The organism is Caballeronia sp. SL2Y3 (genome assembly GCF_022879575.1).
Taxonomy (GTDB): Bacteria; Pseudomonadota; Gammaproteobacteria; order Burkholderiales; family Burkholderiaceae; genus Caballeronia.
The window spans coordinates 306,408-319,095 of record NZ_CP084261.1; the positions used below are offsets into that span (position 1 = coordinate 306,408).

Here is a 12,688-nt window from a genome sequence, read left to right on the forward strand (position 1 = left end):
GTTACGCCGGCAGCTTGAAACTGCCGATCGCCTCGCGCAGCACGTCCACCTGATCCTTCAGCGAATGCGCGGCGGCGGCCGCTTCTTCGACGAGCGCCGCGTTCTGCTGCGTCACCTGGTCCATTTCGACGACCGCGCGATTGACCTGTTCGATGCCCGCGCTCTGCTCGCGCGAGGCATCGCTGATTTCGTCGAGAATCTCGTTCACGCGCCGCACCGACTGCACGATCTCGCCCATCGTCGCGCCTGCGTTCGAAACGAGCGACGCGCCTTGCTGCACCGTCTGCGTCGACGTCTCGATCAGCGCCTTGATTTCCTTGGCCGCCGTTGCCGAACGTTGCGCGAGGCTGCGCACTTCCGCCGCGACCACCGCGAAGCCGCGGCCCTGTTCGCCGGCGCGCGCCGCTTCGACTGCGGCGTTCAGCGCCAGAATGTTCGTCTGGAAAGCGATGCCGTCGATCACGCCGATGATGTCGCCGATCTGCTGCGAACTCGCGGTGATGCGCGTCATCGTGTCGATGACTTCGCTGACCACGCCGCTGCCGCGCGTCGCCACGTCCGCCGCCTGTTCCGCGAGCCGCGCCGCTTGCGCCGCGCTTTGCGCGTTGTTCTTCACGTTGGCGGTCATTTCGTCCATGCTCGACGCCGTCTGCACGAGCGCGGCCGCCTGTTCCTCGGTGCGTTGCGAGAGGTCGGTGTTGCCCGCCGCGATCTCGGACGCGCCCACGTTGATGTTCTCGGTCCCGTTGCGCACGCGCGAAACGGTCTCGACGAGTCCGCGCTGCATCGTCGAAAGGGCGTGCAGCAGGCTCGTCGTGTCGTCCGGATGCACGGTCACGGCCGTCGTCAGATCGCCGTGGGCCATGCGGTGAGCGGCGCCCACTGCCAACTCCAGTTCGCCGCCGAGATTTCGCTTGATGCTGCGCACGACGACGAGCATCGCCACCGTCGCCGCCGCGCCCAGAAGCACCGTGACGAGCAGCCAGCGCAGCGCGCTCGCGTAGAACGCGCTTTGCACGTCGTCCATGTACATGCCGGTCACGATGTACCAGTCCCACGGCGCAAACCGTTGCGAATACGAGAGTTTCGCGACCGGCTTGTCGTTGCCCGGCTTCGACCAGAGATAGTGCACGAAACCGCCGCCCGGCTGGTCGCCCGCCTTGACGATATCGACGAAAAGCCGGGTGCCCGCCGGATCGGCGTAGTTCGACATGTCCTGACCGATCATCGCAGGCTTGATCGGATGCATGACCATGGTCGGGTGCGAGTCGTTGATCGACAGATAACCGTCCGTGCCGTAACGGATCGCCGCGACCACGGCCAGCGCCTGCTTCTTCGCGTCTTCGTCGGTCAGGGTCTTGTTGGCGGCGAGCGCGGCGTAGTGCGACACGATCGCATGCGCCTCGCCGACGAGCGACTTCAACTGCTCCTTGCGGTCGTCGATCATCGACGCGCGGTTCTGCCACGCGCCGATCACGCCGATGGCGATCAGCCCGATCCACAGCACGGCTATCAGCGAGCCGAGCTTCTTGTTCAACGTCATTTTGTTCATAGGTGCGCCCGCATGTCTTCGTTGGATTAACGTGTCTTCCACGAAGCGACGGCGCGCGCCGCCGCTCGTCTGCTTTACGGCAGGCGATGCGGCGGTTGTAGGGCGGGGATACCCGTAAAGCGAGGCTCGCGCGGCGGCTCAGAAGCGCCGGATCGGATCCTTGTCGGGCGGCGCGTCCGGATGCTGCGGCTCGTCCGGGCGATGCCCCGGCGAGGGCGGCGTGAGCGGATCGGCTTCCGGATCACGGTTCGGGTCCGCAATCGGGTCCGGAACGGGACTGGTCTGCAAGTCGAATTTCATGATGGTCCCCGAAAGAAGGTCACGAGGCATCGTACACGGCTGGCATGTGCAGCGTGAACGGACGGCCCGGATGCGCGTGCTCGACATCGGATAGTTCGGCGCGCGCGCGTCGCGTGATCGTGTCGCTGCCGACGGCGCGCGGCTGCTCCGCGAGCACGATATGCGGCGTGCCCAGCGCGCGAGCGACCGCGACGGGCGAGGGCGCGGCGGCGTCGTCGGAGAGGAGAAGCTGCGCATCCGCGATCAGGCGCGGCAGCGTGCGCGGCCCGACCGCGCCCGCCAGAAATAGCGCCGCCGTCTGCATCGCGCCGAGCACGCCGGCGGTTCGCTCGGGATCGGGCGCGTCGCCGACGATCGCGATCTGCCAGCCATCGGCGGCGAGCTGATCGGCGACATCGGCGTATTGCTCGGCGCTCCACGCGGGCGCGGACATATGGCTGCCCGGGTGAATCAGCACCAGCCGCTCGCGCTCGATGCCGTGAAACGCGACGAGTTCGTCGTATTCCGCGTCCGACATGTCGCCCGACGGCGCGCGCGGCCCGGCGCTCGGCGCATCGGGAACGAGCGCGAGATCGGGGGAAAGCACGTCGGTCAACTGGGACAAGGGAAAAACGGGATCGGCTCGCATTCTGACTCCTGCTAAGGGCGTGGCCGCGTGAGCGGACTGCGGGATTCGTTCCAGCACGTCGCATGCCCAGCTGACCGTGCGGTGACGCGCAGAGTCAAAGTAAAACCGCCGCCTCGCGTCAAGCGAGAGCGGCGGTTTTCGTTGCCGGAGGATGCGAGAAGGCTCAGGTCTCGGAAGGACCGTCCTCGGCGGGCAAGGTTTCCGGCGTGAACGCGTCGGCGCGGCGGCGGATGCCGTCGATTTCGCCGGTGACGAAGGTGCGGTTGTCCGCGGCGAGCGCCTGCTGATACGACGCGCCTTCCGGCACGCGATGCAGGAGCGCGCGCAATTCGCCCTGCGTCGTCTGCTCGACCGGCTCGTAGTCGTAGAGCCCGAGCAAGAGTTCGGCGCGCTGGTGCAGCAGAAAGAGGCACGAGGCGAACGCCGCGACGGCCAGCACTTCCTGCACGCCGAAGCGGATTTCGCGCGGCAGCGGCGAAAACGGCAGCCACGCGACGAACGCCGCGCCGACGACTGCAAGCGCGATGGTCGCATTCAGCAGCCAGCCGGCGCGGGCGACGATGCGCTCGCGTTCGGTGTGCAACTGGCGGGCCGACTTCGGCACGAGCGCGGTCACGGAAAGTTGCTGCTGCAAGGCGTCGAGCGGAAGAGCGGCCATGAAAGTGTCTGCAAGTAAGCGCCCAAGCGGCGCGACACCGGTATAACGCTTTGCTTACAGGACCGTTGACGATGCTTTCGTCTTGTTGCCTTCTGTTTCCGGTTGTTGCAATTCAGGTCAGCGCGTCGGGTCCGTCGGGTCCTTTATCGGCGTGCGCACGGTGGCGGTGCCGTCGGCGATCTGTTGCGCGAACACGAGCGCCTCGACAATCGTTCCGAACACTTCCGCGCGGATTTTGTCGTCGGTCAGGCGCAGCAGATACGACGGATGATAGGTCGGCACGACAATGCGCCCCTTGTGCTCGATTGTCTTGCCGAGATACTCGGAAAGCGCCGTGCGATGCCCGGTCAGCGCCTTGAGCGCCGTGGCCCCGAGCGCGACGACCACCTTCGGCCCGATGCGCGTCAGTTCTTCGTCGAGCCAATGGCGGCAGGCTTCGCGCTCGCGCTGCGACGGCGTGACATGCAGCCGCTCGTTGTCCTTTCCGTGCGCGTCCCACTTGAAATGCTTTACCGCGTTGGTCAGATAAAGCGACTCGCGTTCGAGCTGCGCCTCGCGGATAGCCTCGTCGAGCAGTTGCCCCGCCGGGCCGACGAACGGCTTGCCCGCGCGGTCTTCGTGGTCGCCCGGCTGCTCGCCGACCAGCATGACGCGCGCCCCCGCCGGACCCGCGCCCGGCACGGCCTGCGTCGCGTTGCGCCAGAGCGAGCAGCGTTTGCACGCGTCGAGCGAGGGTGGCTCCTTCAGCGACGTGCCGTTGAGCGGCTCCAGATCCGTATTCAGCGCGACTTCCATGTCCGCCGGCACGTTGCACGGATGGCGGTCGCGCCGCGTGTAAGGATCGGCCCGGGCGATCAGCGCGGGATCGGCGCGCTTGTTTTCCGAGTTCTTCCAGTAGCGCACCGGCATGTGCGACGCCATTTCGGCGGCATTTTCCTGCGCTGGCGTGAAGGTGCTCTCGTAATACGCGAGCCACAATGCCTCGATGGCGTCGCCGCTCACGGCCTCGCCGCTCATGGCGTCCGGGCCCACGCCGAAGTCCATGGGCTTTTCCTCCGGCTCGCTCGTGCGGTCCACGCGCAGCAGGGCGCCGTCCCAGAACGCCGCGCCGTGCGGCGTGGCGATCATCCACGTGGCGCTGCCCATGCGCGTGGCGAAATACATGGCGGCGTGCTCCAGCAGATCGTGCACCGGCTCGCACCAGCTGATGAACTCCGGCGGCCCGAGCGACGAATCCCGGTGCCGGAAGCGCAGCGTCTTGCGCATTCTGGTTTCTTCCGCCTCCACGATTTCGATCATTCGAAGGAGCCGCTGCCCGTCCTCGTCTTCCGGCGATGCCACCGCGCGGTCGCCCTGCGTCCAGCGCCACAGCACCTTGTAAAGAAACGGCCAGCGGTCCGGCGCGCGGTAACACGCCGCCGTTTCCAGCATGGCGAGAAATTCGCGGGCGATCTTCACGGGCTTTGGCGCATTCGGATTCGCCGGGCCGCACGGCGAACCGACGGTGCCGAACACGGTTGCCGATGCGCTCGACTCCCGCCACAGCACGTCTTCCGGCGGCACGCCCTCCATGACGAGCGAGCGCGCAACGGTGCGCCATGCAGCGAACGACGGATCAAGAGTGACGCTTTTCATCGGAAACCGGAACCAGAAAAAGCCGAAAAGTACTGTATATCCATACAGTAATTCTAGCGATGGCTCCGGCCGGTAGGCAACCTTTTTAAGGTGGTCGTGCCCTTTTGACGCTGCGGGCCGCGTGCAGTCAGCCCTGCTGCAGATCACCCGGCTGATCGACGTCGCGCAACACGTTCGGGTCGTCGACTTCCACCAGAAGCGGCGCCGCTGTCGCGAAAATGGCGCGCGCTCCGGCGTCGCCGTCCAGGGCGGCGAGCGTCGCGCGATGCGTCAGCCCGAAGCCGACCGGATGCCCGCGCTGCCCGCGATACGCCGGCGCGACGAGCGCCGCGCCCGCATCCAGCGGCCGCGCGACGGCCTCGATCGTCGCGGGCTCGATCCACGGCATGTCGCCGAGCGCGACGATCCATCCTTCGGCTTCGGAGGTCGCGCGCACCGCGGCGGCGAGCGTTGCGCCCATGCCGCGCACGGCGTCCGCGCTGAAAATCACGTCGCAGCCGGCTTCGTTGAGCACGTCCGCGAGCTTCTCGGCGCCCGGCCGCACGACCGCGATTACGTCGGAGGCGACCGAAAGCAGCCGCCGCGCGGACTGGAACACGACCGGCGTGCCGCCGGGCAGTGTCGCGAGGAGCTTGTTTTGCAGGCCGGAAGGATCGAAGCGGGTGCCGAGGCCCGCCGCCAGCAGGATGCCGGTCGCAGTCGACGAGTAGGTCATCGCGCGGCTCGAAGGACAAGGAAAGCCGATTGTGCAGTGCGACGAGAGGCGGGGCAAGCGCGAAGAAATGCCGCGCCTGGCCCCGCCGTGATGCGCCGTTCAGGCGGTGCGCGGCATCACTTTGTCGAGCGTGATCGGCAGATCCCGCACGCGCACGCCCGTCGCGTGATACACCGCATTGCCGATCGCTCCCGCCACGCCCGTGATGCCGATCTCGCCGATTCCCCGCACGCCCAGCGGATTGATGAACGGGTCCGGCTTGCCGACGAACGCGATGTCGATCTGTCCAATATCCGCGTTCACCGGCACGTGGTACTCCGCGAGATTGGCGTTGGTATAGCGGCCATAGCGCGGGTCGAGATCGCTCTTTTCCATCAGCGCCGAGCCGACGCCCCACACGATGCCGCCCATCAACTGGCTATGCGCGGTCTTTTCGTTGAGCAGATTGCCGACGTCGTACACGCCGACGATGCGCGGCACGCGGATCGTGCCCAATTCGGCATCGACGTGCACTTCCGCGAACACCGCGCCGAACGAGTGGAACGCGTACTCCTTTTTCTCGTCGCCGGGCTTCGTCGTCGCGATGGCTTCGATCGGCCTGCCGCCGTTGCGCGCGATCACGGCCGCCGCCGGATCGCGCTTGTCCGGGTTCGAGCGGCTCACGACCCAGCCGTTGGCCACGGTCACGTCCTCGCGCGACAGTCCCGCGACGGGCGAGCCGCGGTCGGCGATCGCCATCGCGATGAGCTGATCGCGCGCCTGTCTGGAGGCCGCCTGCACCGCCGGCGACACGCTCGCGACCGACTGCGAGCCGCCCGAGCCGGGCGCCTTCGGCAGCGACGAATCGCCGAGCGCGAAGTTGACGTAGCCGGGCGGAAAGCCGAGCGCGTCCGCCGCCACTTGCGTCATCACGGTGTACGTGCCGGTGCCGAGATCCTGCGTGCCGGCAGCGACCATCGCGGTGCCGTCGGGCAGAGTGCGCGCGATCGCGGACGATTCGCTGCGATTGGCCGGATACGTGGCCGTCGCCATGCCCCAGCCGATGAGCGTATTGCCTTCGCGCATCGACCTCGGCGCGGCGCGGCGCTTCGACCAGCCGAACTTCTGCGCGCCTTCCTGATAGCACTCCATCAGCGCCTTGCTGGACCACGGCTTTTTGTCCTGCGGCTCCATGTTCGCGTAGTTCTTGATGCGCAACGCGAGCGGGTCCATCGCGAGCTGATACGCCATTTCGTCCATCGCCGTTTCCAGCGCGAACGAGCCGCTCATTTCGCCCGGCGCGCGCATGAAGGTCGGCGTGCCGACATCGAGCTTCACGAGCTTGTGCGACGTGGAGAGATTCGGCACCGCGTACGACATGCGCGTGACGATCGCCGAGCTTTCGGTCCAGTCCTCGAACGTCGATGTGGTCGACACGACGTCGTGGCGCATGCCGGTCATCGCCCCGTCCTCGCGCGCGCTGACCGCGATGCGCTGCTCGGTGAACGGCCGGTTGCCGACCATGCCGAACATCTGCGTGCGATCGAGCACGAGCTTGACCGGCCGCCCCGTCTGCTTCGCGGCCATCGCGGCCAGGACGACATGCGACCACACGGAGCCCTTGCAGCCGAAGCCGCCGCCGACGAACGGGCAGATCACGCGCACGTCGTCCTCCGGAATGCCGAAGAACTTCGCCACCGAACTGCGCGCGCCGGAGACGCCTTGCGTCGTGTCGTGGAGCGTGAGCTTCGGGCCGTCCCAGCGCGCGAGCGTGGCGTGCGGCTCCATCGGATTGTGATGCTCGATAGGCGTCGTGTAGACCGTGTTCAGCCGCGTCGGACCCTGACGCAGGCCGGCATCCACGTCGCCGCGCTGCGTCGTGATCGCGCGGCCCATCATCTTTTGCGGCTGATACGCCGTGGGCCTCGCGCGGTCGAAATCGGCGTTCGGCGTGGCGGCGTCATAGCGAATATCGACGAAACGCGCCGCGCCCTGCGCATGTTCGAGCGTATCCGCGACGACGACCGCCACCGGCTCGTTGCTGTAGCGCACCTCGTTGTTTTGCAGCAGCGACAGGCCGCGAATGGCGGGCGGCTGCGCGTCGGGCACGCCGCTGTGCGGCAGGCGCATCGCGTTGCGGTACGTCATCACGAAGAGCACGCCGGGCATGGACTGCGCGCGGCTCGCGTCGATCGACGCGATGCGGCCTTTTGCCACCGTGCTCGTGATGAGCACCGCATGCGCGAGCTTGGCCTCGCTGTTGTCGCCGCAATAGCGCGCCTGGCCCGTCACCTTCAGCACGCCGTCCGTGCGATCCATCGGTTGACCGATGACACTCATGCGACACCTCCTGCTTGTTTTACGGCGCGCACGATCGCCCGTTGCGCGAGCGTCACCTTGAACGCGTTGTCGCGTCGCGGCTGTGCGCCCTGCACGGCGAGCGCGGCGGCGCTTTGCAGCGTGGCGGCATCGAGCGTCTTGCCGACGAGCGCCGCCTCGGTCGCGCTCGCGCGCCACGGTTTATGCGCGACGCCGCCGAGCGCGATGCGCGCGGTCCTGACCGTGTTGCCGTCCATCTGCAACGCGGCCGCCACCGAGACGAGCGCGAACGCATAGCTCGCCCGGTCGCGGATCTTCAGATACTTCGAGTGGCCGGCGAAAAGCGGCGGCGGCAGATCGACGGCGGTGATCAGCTCGCCCGGCTTGAGCGTCGTATCGAGATCGGGCCGGTCGCCCGGCAGCCGATGGAACTCCGCGAACGGAATGACGCGCTCGCCGTTCGGGCCAGTCACGCGCACGACGGCATCGAGCGCGGCGAGCGCCACGCTCATGTCCGACGGATTCGTCGCGATGCACTGATTGCTCGCGCCGAGAATCGCGTGAATGCGCGTATTGCCGTCGAGCGCGGCGCATCCGCTGCCCGGCGCGCGCTTGTTGCATTGGGGAAAGCCGGTGTCGTAGAAGTAATAGCAGCGCGTGCGCTGCATCAGATTGCCGCCGACGGTCGCCATGTTGCGCAGTTGCGCCGACGCGCCCGCGAGCAGCGCCTGCGACAGCAGCGGATACCGCTCGCGCACCCACGTGTGATTGGCGGCGTCGCTGTTGCGCACGAGCGCGCCGATGCGCAAGCCGCCGTCCGGCAACGGCGTCACGCCGCCGAGGCCGTCGATATGCGTGATATCGACGAGCCGCGCCGGGCGCGCCACGCCGTTCTTCATGAGATCGAGCAGGTTGGTGCCGCCGCCGATGAACACCGTGCCCGGCTGGCCGCCCGCCTGCACCGCCGAGCCGATGTCGGCGGCGCGCTGATAGGAGATCGCGTCCATGTCGTCTCCTTAACTGCGCGTCGAAGCGACGGTCTTCACCGCCGCGACGATGTTCGGATACGCGCCGCAGCGGCAGATGTTGCCGCTCATGCGCTCGCGGATTTCGTCGTCCGAGAGTTGCGGCGGGCGAAAGCGCACGTCGGCGGTGGCGGCGCTCGCGTCGCCGTTGCGATATTCGTCGATGAGCGCCGTCGCCGAGCACAACTGACCCGGCGTGCAGTAGCCGCACTGGAAGGCATCCTTTTCGATGAACGCCTGTTGCAGCGGACTCAGGCTGTCGGCGGCGGGCGCGAGGCCCTCGACGGTCGTCACGCTTTCGCCCTCGTGCATGACGGCGAGCGTGAGACACGAATCGATCCGCCTGCCGCCGACGATGACCGTGCACGCGCCGCACTGTCCGCGGTCGCAGCCTTTCTTCGTGCCGGTGAGTCCCGCGTATTCACGCAACGCGTCGAGCAGCGTGGTGCGCGCTTCGACCTGCAATTCGTACGGATGGCCGTTGATGGTCAGCTTGACCGGCATGACCGGCGCGGCGGATGGCGGCATCGGCGTGGATGCCTGCGCGTCCGCTTGCTGCGCGCCGGCTTGCTGCGCGTGCGCAAGCGGCGTCGCGGTCACGGCCGCTGCCGCCGCGGCCGATTGAAGAAAGCGCCTGCGCGACGGCTTTTGCGCCGCGTCGTCGACGGAAGGTGAAGCTCTATTGACTGGAGACATGGCGAAAGAAGGCTCCTCGCTCGTTCGGAAGGGCGTCGTCCGGCTCGGGTCTTCGTGGGCTGATCGCTCGCGGCCGACGCGACTTTCGGCCGATGAGCGCCGGTGCCCGGGTCCGCGCGGCGCAAGGTGTCTGCGAGCCGAAGCGCAGCCGACTGTAAGGCGACCGAACGTTCGGCAATTCGCGACCGCATGTCCATGCAAGTCGGGTGCCACGGCCTATCGCGCGGGCGTTCTGTCGTGGATCGGTCGAGCGCTGCGCGTAAATCCTGCATCCGCGAGTAAATCCGCGTTCGCCTCGCGCTTGCCATCGTTTCGGTATTTGTCAGGAACGAGGCCGCACTTTGTGACGGTTTCTCGGCCGCGCAGGTCGCACAATCGCGTGAAGTCCGCTCCGAATCCGTCCATGACAGCCGACGCCGATCGCTATCACGCCGCCTTTTCCCACTATTCGAACGCACGCTTCGACGACGCCCTCGCGCTGCTCGCGCCGATGCTCGCGCGGCATCCCGCGACGAGCGAAGTGCTGAACCTTGCGGCGCTGTGCGCGTTCCGTGCCGATCGTCACGAACTCGCCGATGCTTATTGGCAACGCGCGATGGGTGAGCATCCGAACGACGCGGGGTCGTACAGCAACTTCGCGAGCGCGCTGACGGCGCGCGGCCGCCTGAGCGATGCGCGGATGCTCTATCGCCGGGCGGTCGAACTGCGGCCGGACTTCGTCGAGGCGCATTACAACCTCGCGAACGTGTTGCAGAAGCTCGGCCAAATGGACGAAGCCGAAGCGTCGTTTCGGCAGGCGCTGCGCCTGAAACCGGATTTCGCGGAAGCGCACTTGAACCTCGCGGCGCTGCTCGCGCAAGCGCGCCGCCTGCCCGAAGCCGAGGCCGCGTACCGGCAGGCGCTGGCCGCGCGGCCCGGCTACGCGGAAGCGCACAACAACCTCGGCAATCTGCTGAAAGACGCCGGCCGACGCGCGCCTCTCGCAGCGTTCGGTTCTTCCGCCGCAGGTGTCGTATCCGCAATGGCGCGGCGAACCGCTCGCGGGCAAGTCGCTGCTCGTGGTCACGGAGCAGGGCTTCGGCGACAGCATCCAGTTCATTCGCTATCTGCCGATGCTGAAGGCGCAAGGCGCGGCAAAGCTGACGGTCGTGTGCCCGCCGGCGCTCGCCGCACTGCTCGAATCCGCCAATGGCGTCGCTCGATGCGTCACGCCCGATGCGCTCGCCGCGCTGCAACCGCACGACTACTGGTGCTTTCTGCCCGCGCGCGCGGGCACGACGCTGGACACGATTCCCCGCGCGACGCCGTATCTGCACGCGAGCGCATCGCGCATCGAGTATTGGATGCGCCGCTTGCCGGATACGCCGAAGGTGGGCATCGCATGGTCGGGCGAGCCGCGCCCGTGGATGCCGGACTCGTTCGGCGCGTTCAGCCGCCGCTGGCTCGATGCGTCTCTGTGCGAGCTGCTTTTCGCGACGCCTGGCGTGACGTTCGTAAGCCTGCAAAAAGGCCCGACCGCACGCGCCCAGCTTGCCGCGCTGCCCGCCCGGCTGCGCCCGCTCGATCCGATGAACGACGTCGCCGATTTCGCCGATACCGCCGCGACCATCGCGTCACTGGACCTCGTGATTTCCGTCGATACGGCGGTCGCGCATCTGGCCGGCGCGCTCGGCAAACCGGTGTGGATACTGCTGTGCGCGAACGCCTGCTGGCGCTGGCTGGAGGACCGCGACGACTCGCCGTGGTACCCAACCGCGCGGCTTTTCCGCCAGCGCGCGCCGGGTCAGTGGATCGAGGTGATCGAGCGCGTCGTCGATGCGCTGACCGACTGGCGTCGCCCGAAAGACGTCACGCCTCGCTCTCCATGATCCGGTCGATCCAGCGCGCGTTCTCGCCCGCCGATCCGATGCCCGCGTGCTTGGCCATCGGCACGAAGAAATGCGTCGCGATCGGCAGCTTCGACGTTTCGAGCCAGTTCGTCAGATGCGCTTCCAGCCGCCGCCCGGGCGCTCGCAGTTCTTCGCGCAGAACCGGCGGCAGTTTCTCGAAGTGACGCATGTCCGTCTGATACGGCTCCGGCGCGACGCACAGCGCGTTGGGACGGCCTTCGACATCGGCGGGAAGGCGCTCCAGCGCCTGATGCAGAAGCGCCACGCCGAGCCCTTCGCCGCGCCACGGTTTGCGCACTTCCCACTTGCTGATGTAGATCACGCGGTGCGTGCTGTAGATTTCGCACAGCCGCTCGTGCCCGAGCGCCTCGGTCGATGCGAGCGCAAGCGAGAGCATTTCGCCCGAATAGGTGTCGAGCGTGTAGACGAGATCGGCGCTCTTCGTGAGCGGCGGCACCTTGACGAGCTTCAGTTCGACCGCCGCCGCGACGATATCGCTGCCTGCTTCGTGAAAGACGGCGAACGCGGTGCCGAGCCGCTCGTCGTCCACTTGCGGATACTCGTGGCGATACGTCATCGTGAAAAGCAGCGGGCCCATTTTCTCGCGATACGCGAGCGGCCGGTCCACGTCGTAGTCGTCCGTGCCTTGCAGGCCGTACGGGTCGTAGTCGCGCTTTTCGCGGCGCTCGCCGCTTTCCACCGACGACGCCAGCGCGGCAAGCGGCCGGCGCGATTCCGGCACGAGATCTTCCGGCAGCCCTTCCCACGACAGACGCAGGAACTCGCGTCCGCCACGGTAATGTGCCTCGAACAGCGACGCGACCGGCTGGCTCGCGACCGGATCGAGGATGCGCTGGGCGCATTCGAGCGCGCGGTCGAGCAGTTGATCGGCTTCGGCGGGATCGGGCGCGAGCGGCGGTTCGTCGGCTCGCGGCGCGGCGGGCAACCCTTGCGCGACGCGCGCCTTGTGCGCCAGTTCGAGCCACTCGTCGGCGGCGCGTTCGGCGATGAAGCCCGCCGCGATCCGATAGCCCGTCAGCACGACTGACTGGCCGGTATCGCCGAGCGGGAACATGTACTCGTCCGACATCGCTTCGTCCACCGTGACCGAGACGAACGTCTCGCGCGGCAGCGGCGCGTTGGCCGCCGAGTCGAAACGGGCGTGGGACAGGACATGCGCGGCGAGGTCGGACGCGGCGGGACCGAATTCCGAACCCGGGCCGGGAAGCAGCTTCAGAAGAGGTAAGTCGATGGTGCCCGATGTGCTCATGAGTGCCGTCTCCGATCGTGAA

The 12,688-nt window shown here is 67.5% G+C and carries 11 protein-coding genes and 1 pseudogene; 2 read left to right on the forward strand and 10 right to left on the reverse strand.

The genetic code is table 11. The features are described 5' to 3' along the window. Position 1 precedes the first annotated feature (1 nt). The 9 genes from LDZ26_RS14730 to LDZ26_RS14770 all read right to left on the reverse strand — a co-directional run bounded on the left by LDZ26_RS14730 (position 2) and on the right by LDZ26_RS14770 (position 9,507). Positions 2-1,543, reverse strand: a complete 1,542-nt coding sequence (locus LDZ26_RS14730; protein ID WP_244850227.1) for a methyl-accepting chemotaxis protein — start codon at positions 1,541-1,543, stop codon at positions 2-4. Positions 1,544-1,690: 147 nt separating this feature from the next. Next, the gene (locus LDZ26_RS14735) at positions 1,691-1,852 is read right to left on the reverse strand and encodes a hypothetical protein (RefSeq protein WP_244829287.1); all 162 of its coding nucleotides are present in this window, start codon (positions 1,850-1,852) and stop codon (positions 1,691-1,693) included. Between the two features lie 19 nt (positions 1,853-1,871). Next, the gene (locus LDZ26_RS14740; RefSeq protein WP_244849899.1) at positions 1,872-2,480 is read right to left on the reverse strand and encodes a glycosyltransferase family 9 protein; all 609 of its coding nucleotides are present in this window, start codon (positions 2,478-2,480) and stop codon (positions 1,872-1,874) included. Positions 2,481-2,643: 163 nt separating this feature from the next. Further along, complete coding sequence (locus LDZ26_RS14745) at positions 2,644-3,138, reverse strand: hypothetical protein (protein WP_244849900.1); 495 nt, start codon at positions 3,136-3,138, stop codon at positions 2,644-2,646. A 117-nt stretch (positions 3,139-3,255) separates the two neighbouring features. Beyond that, a complete protein-coding gene (locus LDZ26_RS14750) occupies positions 3,256-4,773 on the reverse strand; it encodes a UdgX family uracil-DNA binding protein (RefSeq protein ID WP_244849901.1) in 1,518 nt (505 codons plus the stop codon). Positions 4,774-4,900: 127 nt separating this feature from the next. Continuing rightward, positions 4,901-5,488 (reverse strand): NTP transferase domain-containing protein, encoded by a 588-nt coding sequence (locus LDZ26_RS14755; protein ID WP_244849902.1) that lies wholly within the window; start codon positions 5,486-5,488, stop codon positions 4,901-4,903. A gap of 99 nt (positions 5,489-5,587) precedes the next feature. Further along, the gene (locus LDZ26_RS14760; protein ID WP_244849903.1) at positions 5,588-7,807 is read right to left on the reverse strand and encodes a xanthine dehydrogenase family protein molybdopterin-binding subunit; all 2,220 of its coding nucleotides are present in this window, start codon (positions 7,805-7,807) and stop codon (positions 5,588-5,590) included. Further along, positions 7,804-8,793 (reverse strand): xanthine dehydrogenase family protein subunit M, encoded by a 990-nt coding sequence (locus LDZ26_RS14765; protein ID WP_244849904.1) that lies wholly within the window; start codon positions 8,791-8,793, stop codon positions 7,804-7,806. Before LDZ26_RS14765 ends, LDZ26_RS14760 begins: the two co-directional genes overlap by 4 nt. Positions 8,794-8,802: 9 nt before the next feature. Beyond that, positions 8,803-9,507 (reverse strand): (2Fe-2S)-binding protein, encoded by a 705-nt coding sequence (locus LDZ26_RS14770; protein WP_244849905.1) that lies wholly within the window; start codon positions 9,505-9,507, stop codon positions 8,803-8,805. Positions 9,508-9,997: 490 nt separating this feature from the next. Between LDZ26_RS14770 and LDZ26_RS14775 the strand changes: the two are divergent. Together LDZ26_RS14775 and LDZ26_RS14780 are read left to right on the forward strand one after the other, a co-directional pair. Next, positions 9,998-10,420, forward strand: a pseudogene (locus tag LDZ26_RS14775) (tetratricopeptide repeat protein); the annotation flags it as partial. Between the two features lie 94 nt (positions 10,421-10,514). Then, complete coding sequence (locus LDZ26_RS14780) at positions 10,515-11,375, forward strand: glycosyltransferase family 9 protein (protein WP_244849906.1); 861 nt, start codon at positions 10,515-10,517, stop codon at positions 11,373-11,375. Here the strand turns inward: LDZ26_RS14780 and LDZ26_RS14785 are convergent. Continuing rightward, complete coding sequence (locus LDZ26_RS14785; protein WP_244849907.1) at positions 11,356-12,666, reverse strand: GNAT family N-acetyltransferase; 1,311 nt, start codon at positions 12,664-12,666, stop codon at positions 11,356-11,358. The two genes, LDZ26_RS14780 and LDZ26_RS14785, sit on opposite strands and share 20 nt — an antisense overlap. Positions 12,667-12,688 lie beyond the last annotated feature (22 nt).

Excerpts from the sequence above, each read along its gene's own strand:
- LDZ26_RS14785 (WP_244849907.1), bottom strand. The coding sequence starts at position 12,666 with ATGAGCACATCGGGCACCATCGACTTACCTCTTCTGAAGCTGCTTCCC.
- LDZ26_RS14745 (WP_244849900.1), bottom strand. The coding sequence starts at position 3,138 with ATGGCCGCTCTTCCGCTCGACGCCTTGCAGCAGCAACTTTCCGTGACC.
- LDZ26_RS14770 (WP_244849905.1), bottom strand. The coding sequence starts at position 9,507 with ATGTCTCCAGTCAATAGAGCTTCACCTTCCGTCGACGACGCGGCGCAA.
- LDZ26_RS14765 (WP_244849904.1), bottom strand. The coding sequence starts at position 8,793 with ATGGACGCGATCTCCTATCAGCGCGCCGCCGACATCGGCTCGGCGGTG.
- LDZ26_RS14750 (WP_244849901.1), bottom strand. The coding sequence starts at position 4,773 with ATGAAAAGCGTCACTCTTGATCCGTCGTTCGCTGCATGGCGCACCGTT.
- LDZ26_RS14755 (WP_244849902.1), bottom strand. The coding sequence starts at position 5,488 with ATGACCTACTCGTCGACTGCGACCGGCATCCTGCTGGCGGCGGGCCTC.
- LDZ26_RS14760 (WP_244849903.1), bottom strand. The coding sequence starts at position 7,807 with ATGAGTGTCATCGGTCAACCGATGGATCGCACGGACGGCGTGCTGAAG.
- LDZ26_RS14730 (WP_244850227.1), bottom strand. The coding sequence starts at position 1,543 with ATGACGTTGAACAAGAAGCTCGGCTCGCTGATAGCCGTGCTGTGGATC.
- LDZ26_RS14740 (WP_244849899.1), bottom strand. The coding sequence starts at position 2,480 with ATGCGAGCCGATCCCGTTTTTCCCTTGTCCCAGTTGACCGACGTGCTT.
- LDZ26_RS14735 (WP_244829287.1), bottom strand. The coding sequence starts at position 1,852 with ATGAAATTCGACTTGCAGACCAGTCCCGTTCCGGACCCGATTGCGGAC.